This is a genomic window from Methylobacterium sp. J-072 (genome assembly GCF_022829425.1).
In the GTDB taxonomy this organism is placed as follows: Bacteria; Pseudomonadota; Alphaproteobacteria; order Rhizobiales; family Beijerinckiaceae; genus Methylobacterium.
The window spans coordinates 20,276-33,423 of sequence record NZ_JAKSYK010000136.1 but is presented as its reverse complement, the minus strand read 5'-3'; the positions used below and the strand labels follow the sequence as shown (position 1 = coordinate 33,423).

Annotated in this window: 23 protein-coding genes and 1 pseudogene; 10 read left to right on the top strand and 14 right to left on the bottom strand. The window is 71.0% G+C overall.

Annotation, left to right across the window (positions count from 1 at the left end):
* Window positions 1–390 (top strand): annotated as a pseudogene (locus tag MKK67_RS15645) (glycosyltransferase family 2 protein); the annotation flags it as partial.
* A 131-nt stretch (window positions 391–521) separates the two neighbouring features.
* Here the strand turns inward: MKK67_RS15645 and MKK67_RS15640 are convergent.
* The 6 genes from MKK67_RS15640 to MKK67_RS15615 all read right to left on the bottom strand — a co-directional run bounded on the left by MKK67_RS15640 (window position 522) and on the right by MKK67_RS15615 (window position 4,259).
* Complete coding sequence (locus tag MKK67_RS15640; protein ID WP_243966009.1) at window positions 522–1,325, bottom strand: heme ABC transporter ATP-binding protein; 804 nt, start codon at window positions 1,323–1,325, stop codon at window positions 522–524.
* Window positions 1,318–2,400, bottom strand: a complete 1,083-nt coding sequence (locus tag MKK67_RS15635) for a FecCD family ABC transporter permease (RefSeq protein WP_243966008.1) — start codon at window positions 2,398–2,400, stop codon at window positions 1,318–1,320. The genes MKK67_RS15640 and MKK67_RS15635 overlap by 8 nt, the downstream gene beginning before the upstream one ends.
* Before the next feature lie 144 nt (window positions 2,401–2,544).
* On the bottom strand, window positions 2,545–3,426 hold the full coding sequence (locus tag MKK67_RS15630; RefSeq protein ID WP_243966007.1) for a hemin ABC transporter substrate-binding protein: 882 nt from the start codon (window positions 3,424–3,426) through the stop codon (window positions 2,545–2,547).
* Window positions 3,423–3,581 (bottom strand): hemin uptake protein HemP, encoded by a 159-nt coding sequence (gene hemP, locus MKK67_RS15625; RefSeq protein ID WP_243966005.1) that lies wholly within the window; start codon window positions 3,579–3,581, stop codon window positions 3,423–3,425. The genes MKK67_RS15630 and hemP overlap by 4 nt, the downstream gene beginning before the upstream one ends.
* 295 nt (window positions 3,582–3,876) lie before the next feature.
* Window positions 3,877–4,035: a hypothetical protein gene (locus MKK67_RS15620; RefSeq protein ID WP_201025730.1), complete on the bottom strand. Its 159-nt coding sequence runs from the start codon at window positions 4,033–4,035 to the stop codon at window positions 3,877–3,879.
* A 23-nt stretch (window positions 4,036–4,058) separates the two neighbouring features.
* Window positions 4,059–4,259: a hypothetical protein gene (locus MKK67_RS15615; protein ID WP_243966003.1), complete on the bottom strand. Its 201-nt coding sequence runs from the start codon at window positions 4,257–4,259 to the stop codon at window positions 4,059–4,061.
* Between the two features lie 230 nt (window positions 4,260–4,489).
* Between MKK67_RS15615 and MKK67_RS15610 the strand changes: the two genes are divergently transcribed.
* From MKK67_RS15610 to MKK67_RS15600, 3 genes are all read left to right on the top strand, one after another.
* Window positions 4,490–4,717 (top strand): hypothetical protein, encoded by a 228-nt coding sequence (locus MKK67_RS15610; RefSeq protein ID WP_409568405.1) that lies wholly within the window; start codon window positions 4,490–4,492, stop codon window positions 4,715–4,717.
* A 97-nt stretch (window positions 4,718–4,814) separates the two neighbouring features.
* On the top strand, window positions 4,815–5,036 hold the full coding sequence (locus MKK67_RS15605; RefSeq protein WP_243965999.1) for a hypothetical protein: 222 nt from the start codon (window positions 4,815–4,817) through the stop codon (window positions 5,034–5,036).
* A gap of 75 nt (window positions 5,037–5,111) precedes the next feature.
* Window positions 5,112–5,555 (top strand): hypothetical protein, encoded by a 444-nt coding sequence (locus tag MKK67_RS15600; RefSeq protein ID WP_243965997.1) that lies wholly within the window; start codon window positions 5,112–5,114, stop codon window positions 5,553–5,555.
* Between the two features lie 8 nt (window positions 5,556–5,563).
* On the opposite strand, the gene MKK67_RS15595 is transcribed toward MKK67_RS15600, so the two are convergent.
* The 6 genes from MKK67_RS15595 to MKK67_RS15570 form a co-directional block, all read right to left on the bottom strand.
* A complete protein-coding gene (locus MKK67_RS15595) occupies window positions 5,564–6,973 on the bottom strand; it encodes a TAXI family TRAP transporter solute-binding subunit (RefSeq protein ID WP_243965996.1) in 1,410 nt (469 codons plus the stop codon).
* Between the two features lie 78 nt (window positions 6,974–7,051).
* Complete coding sequence (locus tag MKK67_RS15590) at window positions 7,052–7,435, bottom strand: CsbD family protein (protein WP_243965994.1); 384 nt, start codon at window positions 7,433–7,435, stop codon at window positions 7,052–7,054.
* A gap of 64 nt (window positions 7,436–7,499) precedes the next feature.
* Window positions 7,500–7,703: a CsbD family protein gene (locus MKK67_RS15585; RefSeq protein ID WP_058191783.1), complete on the bottom strand. Its 204-nt coding sequence runs from the start codon at window positions 7,701–7,703 to the stop codon at window positions 7,500–7,502.
* An 83-nt stretch (window positions 7,704–7,786) separates the two neighbouring features.
* Entirely contained in the window at window positions 7,787–8,710 is a 924-nt protein-coding gene (locus MKK67_RS15580) for a PhnA-like protein (RefSeq protein WP_243965992.1), read from the bottom strand.
* A gap of 128 nt (window positions 8,711–8,838) precedes the next feature.
* The gene (locus MKK67_RS15575; RefSeq protein ID WP_243965990.1) at window positions 8,839–9,186 is read right to left on the bottom strand and encodes a CsbD family protein; all 348 of its coding nucleotides are present in this window, start codon (window positions 9,184–9,186) and stop codon (window positions 8,839–8,841) included.
* A 69-nt stretch (window positions 9,187–9,255) separates the two neighbouring features.
* Window positions 9,256–9,405, bottom strand: coding sequence for a CsbD family protein (locus tag MKK67_RS15570; RefSeq protein WP_243965989.1), 150 nt, complete (start codon window positions 9,403–9,405; stop codon window positions 9,256–9,258).
* A 551-nt stretch (window positions 9,406–9,956) separates the two neighbouring features.
* Here MKK67_RS15570 and MKK67_RS15565 point away from each other — a divergent pair.
* The 6 genes from MKK67_RS15565 to MKK67_RS15540 all read left to right on the top strand — a co-directional run bounded on the left by MKK67_RS15565 (window position 9,957) and on the right by MKK67_RS15540 (window position 12,613).
* A complete protein-coding gene (locus tag MKK67_RS15565) occupies window positions 9,957–10,139 on the top strand; it encodes a hypothetical protein (protein ID WP_243965988.1) in 183 nt (60 codons plus the stop codon).
* A 168-nt stretch (window positions 10,140–10,307) separates the two neighbouring features.
* Window positions 10,308–10,592: a hypothetical protein gene (locus tag MKK67_RS15560; protein WP_243965987.1), complete on the top strand. Its 285-nt coding sequence runs from the start codon at window positions 10,308–10,310 to the stop codon at window positions 10,590–10,592.
* Complete coding sequence (locus MKK67_RS15555) at window positions 10,589–10,819, top strand: hypothetical protein (RefSeq protein WP_243965986.1); 231 nt, start codon at window positions 10,589–10,591, stop codon at window positions 10,817–10,819. The genes MKK67_RS15560 and MKK67_RS15555 overlap by 4 nt, the downstream gene beginning before the upstream one ends.
* A gap of 155 nt (window positions 10,820–10,974) precedes the next feature.
* A complete protein-coding gene (gene tal, locus MKK67_RS15550; RefSeq protein ID WP_243965985.1) occupies window positions 10,975–11,937 on the top strand; it encodes a transaldolase in 963 nt (320 codons plus the stop codon).
* A 167-nt stretch (window positions 11,938–12,104) separates the two neighbouring features.
* Complete coding sequence (locus MKK67_RS15545) at window positions 12,105–12,329, top strand: hypothetical protein (RefSeq protein ID WP_279594826.1); 225 nt, start codon at window positions 12,105–12,107, stop codon at window positions 12,327–12,329.
* 47 nt (window positions 12,330–12,376) lie between these two features.
* Window positions 12,377–12,613 (top strand): hypothetical protein, encoded by a 237-nt coding sequence (locus MKK67_RS15540; protein ID WP_243965983.1) that lies wholly within the window; start codon window positions 12,377–12,379, stop codon window positions 12,611–12,613.
* 140 nt (window positions 12,614–12,753) lie between these two features.
* On the opposite strand, the gene MKK67_RS15535 is transcribed toward MKK67_RS15540, so the two are convergent.
* Entirely contained in the window at window positions 12,754–12,894 is a 141-nt protein-coding gene (locus MKK67_RS15535) for a hypothetical protein (RefSeq protein ID WP_201025736.1), read from the bottom strand.
* Window positions 12,894–13,127 (bottom strand): hypothetical protein, encoded by a 234-nt coding sequence (locus MKK67_RS15530; protein WP_243965981.1) that lies wholly within the window; start codon window positions 13,125–13,127, stop codon window positions 12,894–12,896. The genes MKK67_RS15535 and MKK67_RS15530 overlap by 1 nt, the downstream gene beginning before the upstream one ends.
* Window positions 13,128–13,148 lie beyond the last annotated feature (21 nt).

Sequence of the window (13,148 nt, the reverse complement as noted above, 5' to 3'; positions counted from 1 at the left end):
AACACCATGGGCGGCGAGGACACGTTCTTCTTCCACGCCCTGCTGCGCGCCGGGCACAAGATCGCCTGGGCGCCGGACGCGATCGTGTACGACAGCATCCCGGCCCACCGGATGCGGGTCCGCTGGCTTCTGGCTCGCTGGTATCGCAGCGGCAGCGTCGAGGCCTATCTCGGCCGCCTCCGGCCGGAGACGGTGAGCGGGCGGCTCTCGAACGCCGCCCGGGGCCTGGCCCGCCTCGGCGGCGGCCTCGCGCGCCTCGGGATCGCCGGGCTGTCGCTCCGGCCGGCCACCCTCATCAGTGGCGGCTACACCCTGTGCCGGGGCGCCGGGCTGCTCGCCGCGGTGCTCGGCCTGAGCTACCGCGAATACCACCCGTCCCGGCATCGGTAAGTCCGGGTTTCCAAAGGGCTCAGCCCTTTGGCGGGGTTCGGGGGCGGAGCTCCTGAGACACCCCAGGGCTCTGCCCTGGACCCGCAAAAGGTCGACGCCCTTTTGAAACCATGACGGGTCCGAACCGGAGATCAGGTCCGGTGCGGCAGGATGAAGGGCTGATCCGGGCCGGGGATTTCTCCGACTGGCCAGCGCACCCCGAACACTTGGGCGATCAGGTCGTCCCGCAGCACGTCAGCGGGTCGCCCGGTGGCGACCAGCCGGCCGCCTTCGAGGACCAGCAGCGTGTCGGCATAGGCGGCCGCGAGGTTGAGGTCGTGCAGGATCGCCACCACCGCGGTACCCGAGGCCGCCAGCGCCGCGGCGGCGTCGAGGAGCGCGCCCTGGTGGCGCAGGTCGAGGCTCGCGGTCGGCTCGTCGAGGAACAGCACCTGCCGGTCCGCCACCGTGCGGCCGGCCTCCATCTGGCAGAGCACCCGGGCGAACTGCACCCGGGCCTGCTCGCCGCCCGACAGGGTCGGGTAGGCCCGGGACGCGAGATGGGCGATGTCGGCCCGGTCGAGGGCGCGGGCCAGGATCGCGTCGCGGTCCCGGGCGCCGAGGCCCCGGCCGATCCCGTCGAGGCCGATCCGGGCCACTTCGGCCGCGGCGAACGGGAAGGCAAGGCGCGCGGCCTGCGGCAGCACCGCCCGCATCGCGGCGAGCCGCCAGGCCGGAATCGTGCCCACCGCCTCGCCCCCGTAGGCGACCTGCCCGTGGGTCGGGCGCAGCTCGCCGCAGAGCAGGCGCAGCAGGGTCGACTTGCCGGCCCCATTCGGGCCGACGATCACCTGCAGGGAGCCGGCCGCCACGTCGAGGGACACGTCGCGCACGAGGTCGCGCCCGGCCACCGTGACGGTGAGGTCGCGGGCGCTGAGCAGGGCCGGCTCAGGCATCGGCGGCGACTCGCGCCCGGCCGAGCAGCAGCCACAGGAACACCGGCGCGCCGACGAGCGCGGTGACGATCCCGATCGGCAGCTCGGCCGGCGCCGCGACCAGCCGGGCGACGACATCGGCCAGCACCAGAAACGCCCCCCCCAGAAGCGCCGAGGCCGGCAGCAGCAGGCGATGCTCGGGGCCGATCGCCAGGCGCAGGGCGTGCGGCACCACGAGGCCGACGAAGCCGATCACCCCGGCGCCAGCCACGCTCGCCCCCACGGCGACGGCGACCAGGAGGATGCAGGCGCGCTTCAGGCGCTCTACCGGGATCCCGAGATGGAACGCCTCGGCCTCCCCCAGCACCAGGGCGTTGAGGCCGCGGCCGAGGAACGGCACCGCGACCAGCACCGGCAGGATCAGCGGTGCCGAGGCCGCGACCTTGCCCCAGGTGGCGCCGCCGAGGCTGCCCAGCGACCAGAAGGTGAGATCGCGCAATTGCCGGTCGTCGCTGGCATAGGTCAGCAGGCCGGTGAGCGCGCCGCTCAGCGCCCCCAGGGCGATGCCGGCGAGCAGCATCGTCGCCACGGCGGTCCGGCCGGACCGGGTCGCCAGCCCGTAGAGGATCAGGGTCGCGCCCAGTCCCCCCAGGAAGGCGCCGGCCGGCAGGACCAGATAGGGCAGCGGCCCCGGCACGCCGGCATAGGCGAGCAGCCGGTCGCCCAGCACGATGATGCAGGCGGCGGCAAATCCCGCCCCCGACGAGACCCCGACCAGGGCCGGATCGGCCAGCGGATTGCGGAACAGCCCCTGCATCAGCGCCCCCGAGACCGCGAGCCCGGCGCCGATCATCAGCCCCAGCAGGGTGCGGGGCAGCCGGATGTTGAGCACCACCAGGGCATCGCGTGCCAGCGCCGGATCGCCCGAGCTTCCGGTGAGCACCGCCACGACCCGCTCCGGCGGGATGCGGATCGCCCCGAGACTCACTGAGAGCAGCGCAACCGCGAGCATCAACAGGGTGAGCGCCGCCAAAACCCATGGCAGGGCGGCGCGGTGGTTCAGCGGAACCGACGGATCTCCCAGTCGCCCCCTCATCCTGAGGTGCTTTCGCGCAGCGGAAGCCTCGAAGGAGCCCTCCAGAAATCACCGCGATGGCTGGAGGGCTCCTTCGAGGGCTCCGCTTCGCTCCGCCACCTCAAGATGAGGTGGCGGGAGGCAAATTTGGGGTCGACGAAAAACTCACTCACCCGGCAGACCCGGATAGATCGCCCGCATCAGTTCGGTGGCGGCCTGGGGGGTGCGCGGCCCGAAACCCAGGAGGTAGAGGCCATCCATGGCGATGAGCCGGCCTTGGGCGGCGGCGGGGGTGCGGCCCAGGGCGGTGTCGGGGGCGAAGACGGTCTCGGGCTTGGGCGGCTCTGGGCCGTTCTGCATCATCACCACCGCGTCGGGGGCGGCGGCCACGATGGCCTCGTCGGTCATCGGCTTGAACCCGGCGACGCCGGCGGCCGCGTTGGTGATGCCGGCGAGCGTCAGGATGCCGTCCGCCGTGGAGCCGGCGCCGCCCACGACCGTCCGGCCGCCCTGGAGGGACAGGACCACGATCGCCCGGGCCGGCGTGTCGATCCGGGCGCGCCTGGCCGCGACCGCGGCGAAATGGGCGCGGACCTCGGCAGCCAGAGTCTCGGCCTCCGCCTCGAGGCCGGCGAGGCGGCCGATCACCATGATCTTGTCGAGAACGCCCTCCGGGCTCGGCGGCTCGGTCACGGTCTCGACGCGCAGGCCGGCCTCGCGCAGCTGGGCCAGAACCGGGGGCGGGCCGGCGCCGTCGGCGGCGATCACCAGATCGGGCCCGCAGGCGAGCAGGCCTTCGGCCGAGAGCGCTCGCAGATAGCCGACATTCGGCTTCTCGCGCAGGGCCTCGGGCGGGTAGAGGCTGGTGGTGTCCACCGCGACGATCCGTGGGCCGGCGCCGATCCGGTACAGGATCTCGGTCACGGCGCCCCCGAGGGAGGCGATCCGGGCGGCCGATTCCACGGCGGCAGCGCCCCGCGGGGCGAGGGCCGCCGTCGCGGCGGCGGTCAGCAGGGCGCGGCGCGACCAGGTGTGCGGCATCGTCATTTGGTCAGGATCAGCGTGTCGTTGGCGGTGATGCGGAGCCGGTCGCGCTGGCCGGCATGCCGGATGACGACCTCGTGCTCGGAGGCCAAGGCCCGGAGTGCCAGCCGCGGCTCCTGGCGGCTCCCCGGCTTCTCATCCCCGTTCAGACCGGACATGCTCGGAACGCCTCACATTCGTTCTTTGTAACACTTCAAAATACAAAGACACATGGCAGAGAACGAACCATAGGGGTGATCTGCGGCAAATACCAGAGGCGGACCGGCCGGGATAATCTTGCGCAGATCCGGTCTAGTCTGATTGATCTTCGCCGCGATACATCGCCCCTGGCGCACGGGAAGACTGCAACGCCGCGTGCGAAGCGCGGCCCTGGTCGGTCGATCCGCTGGTCCCGGCCGCGAAAACCGCCCCGAAGTTCCGGGCGTGCGTGGCAGGCCAGATCCGCGGGCGGCCTCAGCTGAACAGGGGCAGGCCCGCGCCGATGATGACGAGTCCGAGCACGATCAGGCTGCCGCCCGCACTCTCCAGGGCCGCCTGCTGCACCGATCGCCGCGGGGCGATGCCCGCCAGGGTGGCGCCCGTGACCAGGCAGAGGACGCTCAGAATGGTCATGGCAGGCGCCTCGGCAACCGGACTTACGGACACGCGCAACGGTTTCGGTGCCGATAAGGATGCAGCGCCGGCGTTAACGAAGGCCCCTCGCCGAACCGCAGCCGCTCCGCGACGGCGACCCGGTCGGCGCCGATCACGGGGAACCGGATCCCGGTGCTCTCGAAAATCCGCTGCACCGCCTGCCGGATCTGCGGACGCCGGCTCTCTCCGAACGCTTCCATCATCCTGCAGATCCAATCGGAACCGGAGCGCGGAACCACCATCACTCTGCTACCGGTCGCCACCGGCTCACACGAGCTCGGCCCGCGGGCACGGTAAGGCCCCGCCACCATTGCGCTTTCCGGAGGCCATCAACAGGCGTCCACCGGAATCCGACCTCGCGGCACCGCAGGGGTTGAACCGGGACGGCTGCTGCGCTTTGTTCGCTATATGTTCTTGGTAGAACGGAATGGCCATGCTCGCACACCCGCACGAACCGACCGCGGAGATTCGGCTCACCGAGGCCGAGGCGATCGCGCTGGCCTACCATCGCGCGGCGCGGGGTGACGCCTGGAACGCGCTGGTCGCGGCGATCACGGACGCGCTGACCGATCTCGGCGAGGCCGAACAGCGTGTGACGCAGCAGAGCCGGCTGATCTCCCGCGGCTATGCGCGCTGCCGAACGGGGGCGAACGGCGCGTGACCGGTTCGACGGCGGCTCTTGCAGCGGATCGCAACTTCTGGTAATAATTCCTTCTGTATGAAAATAAGCTTGACCTCGCCCGTGATGGGAGCCGGCCATGGGCGACATCAACGATGAACGGCGCCGCCTGTCGGCGACGTGGCTCAACACCATCGCGTCCGGCGTGGTCTCTGCCGGCTCGTGCGGCTCGCTGCTGGCCTACAGCTTCGGCCCCCGGCCCGGCATCAGCGGGCTTCAGGTCCTAGTGGTCTCGACCTGCGCGCTGGGCCTCGGCGCGACGCTCCACCTCCTGGCCCGGGCGCTTTTGAGCAACCGTTGACGCGACGCCGTCGGCAGGGTCTGCGAAGCCGAAACCGTATAAGACCCCGACGACCCTGCCGATCCGGAACCCGCCATGACGCCGGCCGAGCGCGACCGCTTTGAGAAGTGCCTCGCCCTGGCGGCCCGGGGCGCGACCGCGGGCGAGCGGGACGCGGCGCGGGCGGCGGCCGCGCGCATCGCGGCCGGCCTCGGGCTGACGCTGGACGCGGCCATCGCGGGTCTACACGGTCCACGGCCTTCGGCGGATCCGGAGCCGCCGCGCCGGCCGCCGCAATCCCCGCGGCGGCCCTTCGCGTGGGCGCAGCCGAAGGAGCCGGTGAAGCCGATCACCGTCGAAGAGTTGCGGCGCCAGAAGGCCGAGACCGAGGCGTGGAAGAAGCGGGCCGCCGCCTCGGCCGAGCTCAAGCGGAAGCGGGAACGGGCCGAGCAGGAGGCCTACGCCGCCGAGCAGCGGGCCGCCCAGGCCGAGCGCGACCGGGAATGGGCCGCCGCGCAGGCCCGCCGGAAGGCGCCCTGAGGTTCGGGTCAGGCCGTCTCGGGTCCGGAGGCGACGGTCTGGCCGGCCAAAGCCGGGGCGTCGTCACCGTGGCGCCCGGCCGCGATGGCGCGCTTAATCGTGGAGCGGGCCGCGTCGATGGCGATGGCCGCCGCCGACAGGGTCCGGGCCTCGGTCGGGCGCTCCAGGGCGTGCCGGGCGATGTCGCCGGCCAGATCGTCGATCTCGCGGGCGAGCATCACGAGGCGTTCGGGATCGGGCGAATCCTGGGCCTCCTGCCGGATCGCCAGGAGCCGGTCGGTCGCCTCCTCGATCCGCTCGCGCCGCAACCGCGAGAGCCGCTGCCCGACCCAGGCGACGCCCGAGCCGATGCCGCCGCCCAGGAAGGCGACGAGGTAGATCCAGGTCTCGTAGCGCTCGACGAAGCTCTGCTGCTCGCGCTCGAAATAATCGACCGCCCCGGGATGGATCGGCAGCCGCGCGCTGGTGGCGCCGGCCGTGCTCTCGTAGGCCGGGGCCTGGACGTAGTCGGCGGCCGCCGTGGCGTTCGCCATGCCGCTGCGCAGCTCGAACAGGTGCTGGGTCACGTCCGCCGCCACCGAACGGGGCAGGCTGGAGCGCGCCATGAGCCGGTAGGACGCCCCGACCGTATGCACGTCCGCCTCCGGCACCTTGGGGCTGCCCCCAAACGTCTCGGCCGGCATGCTCACCATCTGGAGGCGGGGCATCCGGGCCACGATCGCGTCGGCATTCTCCACGTCGACGAACGCGACCTTCCCGGTGCGGCTCGCCGCCTGGACGCTCTCGACGATGCGCTGCGCCGTCGGGGCGGTGGGTGCGATCACCGAGACCACGGCGTCCACCTGCTTGCGGGTCAGGGCGGCGGTGAGGTCGGCCTCGCCGACCTCCACGAGGGCGACCTGCCGGGGCGGAAGCGGTCCCTTGCTGTCCGGGCCGGCCAGCGTCAGGCCGTAATGGGCCAGCATCGCCTTGATCAGCGTCTCGTCGGCGTCCCGGTGGGCCAGGATCGCGAGGCGCTTGCGGTCGAGATCGGGAAACGTGGTGATGCCGGACGCCTCGGGCGAGGCGATGATCATGGCCTGGTCGCGCAGGATGGCGAGGGTCAAGCCGTTATCCGGCAGCGCGACGTCGGGTCGGACCACGGCCAGGTCGGCCCGGCCGTCGCGGAGCGCCTCGGCGCTGTCGCGCACGTCGTCGAAGGGCAGGATCTTGAGCCGGATCTCCTTGTGCCGCTTCGCCAGGGCGTCGGCATAGGCCTGGATCACCGCCGGCTCGGTGCCGTCACGCGGGGCGACCGCCACCGTCAGCACCGTCGCGCGCGAGGCCCAGTAGGCGCCGGCTGCCGCAAGGCCAAGCCCGATGGCGAGGATCAGGAAGACGATCTCCGGGCGCAGCAGCAGCGTGCCGAACCGCCTCATCGGCCGTGCCCTCCCTGTCCCCGACCGGAACCCGCCCGGCCTCTCGGGATGAGGCCGGGCGTCGGTCGGCTATCGATATCAGCGACCGCGGCGGGTGAGCCAGCCGGCCGCGAAGGCGAGCGCTGCGATGCCGAGCAGCGTGCTGGTGCGGTTGGTGTCGGCGTAGCGGACGGCCTGGCGGCCGTAGGTCTCGCCCCGGCGACGGGCTTCGCGGGCGTAGCGGCGCCCGTCGTCGATCAGGTGGTCGGCGCGCTCGGAGGCGGCGTGAGTTAGGTGGCGACCATCCTCGGCGAGATCCTCGGCCCGGTCGCGGGCGCGGCCGTAAACGTATTGCGCGCCGCCGGCCACCTGGTTCACGGCGCCGCGGACCTGCCGGCCCGGATCGCCGGTGAGGCCGCCGACGGTGGTCTGGGCCCGGCCCTTCACGTGGCGGGACGCGCCCGCAATCTGGTCGCGATTCATGCTGCTCTCCTGGTTGTGCAGTTGCTCGGGACGGGGCCGGACCAGCCGGCCCCGCCGAACCGGTTCAGCTCCGGCCGGTGACCTTGTCGGCCAGGTTCTTGGCGCCGTCCTTGACGTCGCCCACGGTCTTCTGCGCTTCGCCCTTGAGCTCCTGCGCCTTGCCCTCGGCCACGAGCTTGTCGTTGCCCGTCACGTTGCCGGCGGCCTGCTTGACGTTGCCCACGGCCTCGTTGGCCAGACCCTTGATCTTGTCGGTGGTGCTGCTCATCGAAACTCTCCTTCAGGGTTGCGCGATGGCCGGCTCATGCCGGTCGGAAGAGGTCCCCGCCGGAAGGCGGGGACCGATGGGGATCAGGCGCGGCGGGTCTCGTAGGCGCCGAGCAGGGTGACGGGCTTGGGGGCGCCGAGGCGGCCGCCCAGGAAGGCGGCGAGTGCGCCGAGCACCAGCGCCAGGGCGGCGTAGAAGGCGCCCTGGGTGGCCGCCGACTTCGTGGCGACGGCGGCGGCCTCAGCCTTCTGCTTGGCGGTGGCGACCGCCTGCTCGTACTGCTTCTCGTAGTCCTGGACCTGCTGGCGGGCCTGCTCGACCGGGACGTTCTGCGCCTTAGCGAGGGCGTCCGCGGCGCGGGTCTCGGCCTGCTGCTTCTGGGCCGGGTCACCGGTGAACAGGGCCTTCACGGCCGCCACGGCGGCATCGCGAGCGGCCTGCGGGTCCTGGCCGGCGGCCTGCTGGCGCACGGTGCTCTCGATCCCGTCGAGCGGGTTCGTGATCTTGGCCAGCGAGGGGGCGGCGGCCTGCGCGGCCGTCTGGACCGTGCCGCCGACCAGCGATCCGGCGCCGCCCAGGGTGCTGGTCACGCCGCTGAAGGCGCCGCCGACGATACCCCCGACCGCGGAGGTCAGCAGATAGAGCACCACCAGGGTCGTCACCGCCCAGGAGACCAGCCCGTGCAGGCCGGCCGAGCCGCCCACCGGCTTGCCGGACAGGCGCCCGGCGATGGCGCCGCCGACCAGCGAGGCGACGATGCCCGAGGCCACGAACCAGATCCCGGCGCCCATGGAGGCGGTCGAGGCGGCCGGGTTGTCGGCGGCATTGGCGCCGAAGGAGGCCAGGCCGACGCCGACGCCGATCAGGTTCAGGATCACCTGGGTCACCAGGGCCGTGGCGGCGCCGGCGAAGATCGCGCCCCAGGAGACCTGGTTGAGCAGGACGGCACGCGTATCGGCAGATGCGCCTGTCGCCAGGGGGGACGCGGTGGTTGGGATGGTGGTCACGCTGTTACTCCGGGTCGTCGGTCGTCTGTGGAAGAGGGATCTGGGCTCGGAGCACCTCACAAAACGCCCGATCACCCGGGCGCCTCCCTCTGCATACGACAGCGCAGAGGGCGTTCTGTGAGAGGCTCTCAGTCGCGGCTGGCGCTGACCAGGAGGCCGAGGCCGAAGCCCGCCAGGCCGGCCACCAGCAGGGAGGCGAGCGGGTACTCGGCGACCTGATGGCTCACCTCGCGGGTGCCCCGGCGCAGGTAGTGGCCGCCGCGCTCGTAGGCGTCCTCGGCATAGTCGGCGGCCTCGTCGGCTGCGTGCCGGACCGTGTCCTTGGCCTGGCCGTAGAAGTTCTCGGCCTGCCCGCTCGCCTCGCGGAAGCGGCCCTCGACGGAATCGCTCCGCGAGCCGGTGAGGTCGCCGACGGCGCCTTGAACCTTGCCGCCGAGCTCCTTCGCGGCGCCCGTGATCCTGTCGATATCGACCATGTCATTCTCCGGTTGTGATGGGTTCGATGGGAATGGCGCCCGGGTGGGGGCGCCGGTTGAAACGGGGAGTCAGTCGTCGCGAGGCTTGGCCGCCTGAGCCGCCCGCTTCTGACGCTGGCCCTCGGCCTCGAGCCGGGCATCCCCGGTGAGCTTGCCGATGGCCTCCTTCACCGAAGCCTTGAGGTGCTCGGCAGAGGGTAATTTCGTGCGTTCGGTCATGGGTACCTCGCTGTGCCTGAGAAGACCCCGGACCGGACACCAGATGTGCGCGGCTTTCGCGCGTTCAATAGTACGAAAATACCATTCTTTTAGACGTCGTTACCGGGAGGCCGCGTCGCGAGCGCGCCGAGATCGCCATCAATTTCGCACGGATATTGACACGGACGCCCTTGCGAGCCGGCATAGACCGATCGGTGCTTCTGTGTTCGATGTCTGCCGTCACGATCGGTCGGGCTCCCGGTGCTGATCCCTGCCCTGTCGGCAGCGGGGCTCAAACGGGTTGCGCACAAGCAAGTTCCCTGACCTACGTTGTTTCCACTGGTATGCCTGCACCACTGACGCAGTTGTTATCGACCAGAGGTAGTCTGGAGCCGCTGGCTTAGGTGTATCGGCCGCTCGGATCAGGCCGGCAGAAGACGCGACCGGCCGGGCCTGCGTCACCGGCGGCACGCAAGGTTCGGCAACAGGCGGATACCTGAGCCCGCCGGTCCGTTGTCTGTATCCGCGGAGGGTCGGTCAGTCCCGCCACTGGCGGACAAGGATCACACCCCATGACAATTCTGATGTCGGTCGCGCTGGCCCTCGCGGTGCTCGGCGCGCTGGTGACGCATTCCGCCTATCGGTTCGCGCCGATCACCAACACGTTCGCCGGCTGGGACGTCGCCTTCGTGAGCGGGATCAGTGTGACCGCGCTCGGCAGCCTCGGGGCGCTGCTGCTGGTCTTCACCACCTGAAGTCCGGAGCTTCGCACCGCCGCGCCGGTGCATAAGGCCACAGGGGCGGACCTATCGGCCCGGCGGCCTGTTCCTCTCTCACATCCCACGCGCGCTGACGCCGAAGCGGAATCCCCTTCGGCGGTGCGCGCTCCAAGACCCGCATCGGTGGGTCAACGAGGTTCCACCATGGCAGAACAACTCTCCGGTCAGGACGGCCGGCAGGGCAAGCGCGGCCGGCCCGCGCTCATCGTCCTGATCGCCAGCGTCGGCCTCATGGTCGCCGCGCTCGCCGGGCTGATGACGTGGCAGGGCGCGAGCTCGCCGCCGGATTACGCCAGCCAGAGCCAGGCGGCCTCGCGCAAGCAGGTCACCGGCAGCGAGAGCGGCACGACGGCGCCGTCGAACGGCAGCGCGGTTCCGGGCGGCAACCCGTCCAACCCGCAGCCGGCCGCGCGCAGCGCCAATCCGTGACCCGGCACGATCACCGGTGCGCGGCGGAGATCTGCCGCGAGCAGGGCTGGCATATCGGGACCTGCCTCGTCGGTGATGCCGGCTACGGCCCAACGGTGATCCAGATCACCGCCTTGGGCGACAGGGTCATGCTCGCCAAGATCCTCAGCCACGGCCGTGTGGCCGTGGCCTACAACGAGGCCCAGGCTTGGTCCCTGTCGCTGCGCGACTGGCGATCGGTCGGCTGATCCCGCCCCATCGTGGTACGGAGCCACCCGGGCGCATTCGCCGGATGATTCGCCCCGAGCCGCGCGGCGTCGAAGCCTCCGGGGGGGCGTCTTATATGTCCGGGCGCGGCAGCCCGACGGCCTCGTCGGCCGGGCGCCAATCCACGAGGTAGGCTATGACATCGCTGCTCGATCAACTCCGCACCATGACCGTGGTGGTTGCCGATACCGGTGACATCGGCGCCATCGAGAAGCTCAAGCCGGTCGATTGCACCACCAACCCGTCGCTGCTCCTGAAGGCGGCCGGCATGGAGGGGCTCGCCCCGATCGTCGACGAGGCGGTGGCCTGGGGCAAGAAACAGGGCGGCGAGACCGAGGACGTCGTCCAGGCGGTGGCCGACCGGCTCGCCGTGTCGGTGGGCTACGAGCTGACCAAGCTGGTGCCGGGCCGCGTCTCCACCGAGGTCGACGCCAACCTGTCGTTCAACACCGACCGGACGCTGGAGAAGGCCCGGGCGATCGTCCGCGCCTACGACGAGCGCGGCGTGTCGCGCGACCGGGTGCTGATCAAGATCGCCTCCACCTGGGAGGGCATCCAGGCGGCCCGCGTGCTCCAGCGCGAGGGCGTGGACTGCAACCTGACCCTGCTGTTCTCCCTGGTCCAGGCCATGGCCTGCGCGGATGCCGGCGTGTTCCTGATCTCGCCCTTCGTCGGGCGGATCACCGACTGGTACGCCAAGGCCGAGGGCAAGACCTTTACGGGGGCGGAGGATCCGGGCGTCCAGTCGGTGCGGGCGATCTACGCCGCCTACAAGGCGCGCGGGATCAAGACCGTCGTGATGGGCGCCTCGTTCCGCAACATCGGCCAGATCCAGGCGCTGGCGGGCTGCGACCGCCTGACCATCTCGCCCAAGCTCCTGGAGGAGCTCGCGGCGACAGAGGGCCCCCTCCCCCGCGCCCTCTCCCCCGACTCCTACGGCGAGCCGCCCGAGGTGCCGGCGACCGACGAGTTCTCATTCCGCTGGGAGATGAACGAGAGCGCCATGGCGACCGAAAAGCTCGCCGAGGGCATCCGGCAGTTCGGCAGCGACCTGCGCGCGCTCCACACGCTCATCCGCGATCGGCTCGCGCGCGGGTGATCTGAGCGCGTTCCCATGCCAAGAGCCATGCCAAGAGGCAGGCCGGCCCGGAACGCGGGTCGGCCCCGCGTGCCGCCGGTGGATCGTTCCAGGCGACCGCCGAGTTTAATCCCCGCCGCATCTGCCGCGGTCCGGAGTGAGCCGTGTACAATTCCTTCTTCTCTTGGATGATGCTGGCCATCGAGGCTCAGCGTGTTGTCGAACTGCGCCTGGTCCGCCTCGCCTGGGGTGGCAGCGAGGGGATGGCCGAAGCGCAATCCATGGTCACCGAGAAGATGCAGGCCGCCGGCGAAGCCATGACGATGCTGATGACGGGCGGTTCCCCCGAGACGGTGATCGCCCGCTACCGCGAGCACGTCGCCTCCAACACCAAGCGCCTGACCGCGGCCTGAATGCCGGGTCATCTCTTCGCCGTCGGGAACGGAACGCAACGCCTGCCATGATCGAGCCGAACCAAACCGCCTTCATCGTGAAGGTCGCGCGCCGGGACGAGGACGCCCCGGACAACCTGCTGACGGTGTTCTACGCGGTCATCGCGGACAATCCCGACAGCGGCGTGCAGATCGTCAAGGAAGCCGTGAAAGCCGGGGCCGAGGTCACGCTGACGGAGGTGCGCCTGTCCCAGGCGACGGCCCAGGCCATCGACCTGATGCCCGGCTACGCCCGGGCGCTCTGAGGCCGAACGCGGGGGGTGCTTAGGCTTCCACGCCCACCCGTGTTGAGGGGCGAAATCGGATGGGCGTGGAAGGCCAGCGATCGGCTGGTGCAGTCTGGGTAGATCGACAGGGTTAACGATTCCTTGCGATCGATACCCGCTCAGGAATGCGGGGCAATCCAGCCCAGGACCGTCGCGCAGCGCTCGGCCTGATGGCGGGTCAGCCCGGAGGCGACGGCCGCGCCGTTGCGATAGACCACGAAGGTGCCGTCATCGGTCGCGCGGATCTTGATCGAGGCCATCACGCGCCTCCTCCGGCGAAGGTCTGAAGCTGCGTCAGGCCGGCGGAGGTGATCTGCCAGATCGCGCGTTCGTCGCCGTGATCGATCCGCTCCAGATGGCCGACGCTTTCGAGGGCGGTGAGCCGGCTGTGATCGGCGGGCCAGGAAGCGTTCGGCTTCCGCTGGATGGAGATCCGACAATCGCCGGATTCGGCCGCTTTATTGAGCAAGCGGCGCGTGTGATTGACCAGCATTGGCACTCCTGTACGGCTCCA

Coding starts and splice junctions, on each gene's coding strand:
- MKK67_RS15640 (WP_243966009.1), bottom strand. CDS start 1,325: ATGCCTGAGCCGGCCCTGCTCAGCGCCCGCGACCTCACCGTCACGGTG.
- MKK67_RS15635 (WP_243966008.1), bottom strand. CDS start 2,400: ATGAGGGGGCGACTGGGAGATCCGTCGGTTCCGCTGAACCACCGCGCC.
- MKK67_RS15630 (WP_243966007.1), bottom strand. CDS start 3,426: ATGACGATGCCGCACACCTGGTCGCGCCGCGCCCTGCTGACCGCCGCC.
- hemP (WP_243966005.1), bottom strand. CDS start 3,581: ATGTCCGGTCTGAACGGGGATGAGAAGCCGGGGAGCCGCCAGGAGCCG.
- MKK67_RS15620 (WP_201025730.1), bottom strand. CDS start 4,035: ATGACCATTCTGAGCGTCCTCTGCCTGGTCACGGGCGCCACCCTGGCG.
- MKK67_RS15615 (WP_243966003.1), bottom strand. CDS start 4,259: ATGATGGAAGCGTTCGGAGAGAGCCGGCGTCCGCAGATCCGGCAGGCG.
- MKK67_RS15610 (WP_409568405.1), top strand. CDS start 4,490: ATGCTCGCACACCCGCACGAACCGACCGCGGAGATTCGGCTCACCGAG.
- MKK67_RS15605 (WP_243965999.1), top strand. CDS start 4,815: ATGGGCGACATCAACGATGAACGGCGCCGCCTGTCGGCGACGTGGCTC.
- MKK67_RS15600 (WP_243965997.1), top strand. CDS start 5,112: ATGACGCCGGCCGAGCGCGACCGCTTTGAGAAGTGCCTCGCCCTGGCG.
- MKK67_RS15595 (WP_243965996.1), bottom strand. CDS start 6,973: ATGAGGCGGTTCGGCACGCTGCTGCTGCGCCCGGAGATCGTCTTCCTG.
- MKK67_RS15590 (WP_243965994.1), bottom strand. CDS start 7,435: ATGAATCGCGACCAGATTGCGGGCGCGTCCCGCCACGTGAAGGGCCGG.
- MKK67_RS15585 (WP_058191783.1), bottom strand. CDS start 7,703: ATGAGCAGCACCACCGACAAGATCAAGGGTCTGGCCAACGAGGCCGTG.
- MKK67_RS15575 (WP_243965990.1), bottom strand. CDS start 9,186: ATGGTCGATATCGACAGGATCACGGGCGCCGCGAAGGAGCTCGGCGGC.
- MKK67_RS15570 (WP_243965989.1), bottom strand. CDS start 9,405: ATGACCGAACGCACGAAATTACCCTCTGCCGAGCACCTCAAGGCTTCG.
- MKK67_RS15565 (WP_243965988.1), top strand. CDS start 9,957: ATGACAATTCTGATGTCGGTCGCGCTGGCCCTCGCGGTGCTCGGCGCG.
- MKK67_RS15560 (WP_243965987.1), top strand. CDS start 10,308: ATGGCAGAACAACTCTCCGGTCAGGACGGCCGGCAGGGCAAGCGCGGC.
- tal (WP_243965985.1), top strand. CDS start 10,975: ATGACATCGCTGCTCGATCAACTCCGCACCATGACCGTGGTGGTTGCC.
- MKK67_RS15545 (WP_279594826.1), top strand. CDS start 12,105: ATGATGCTGGCCATCGAGGCTCAGCGTGTTGTCGAACTGCGCCTGGTC.
- MKK67_RS15540 (WP_243965983.1), top strand. CDS start 12,377: ATGATCGAGCCGAACCAAACCGCCTTCATCGTGAAGGTCGCGCGCCGG.
- MKK67_RS15535 (WP_201025736.1), bottom strand. CDS start 12,894: ATGGCCTCGATCAAGATCCGCGCGACCGATGACGGCACCTTCGTGGTC.
- MKK67_RS15530 (WP_243965981.1), bottom strand. CDS start 13,127: ATGCTGGTCAATCACACGCGCCGCTTGCTCAATAAAGCGGCCGAATCC.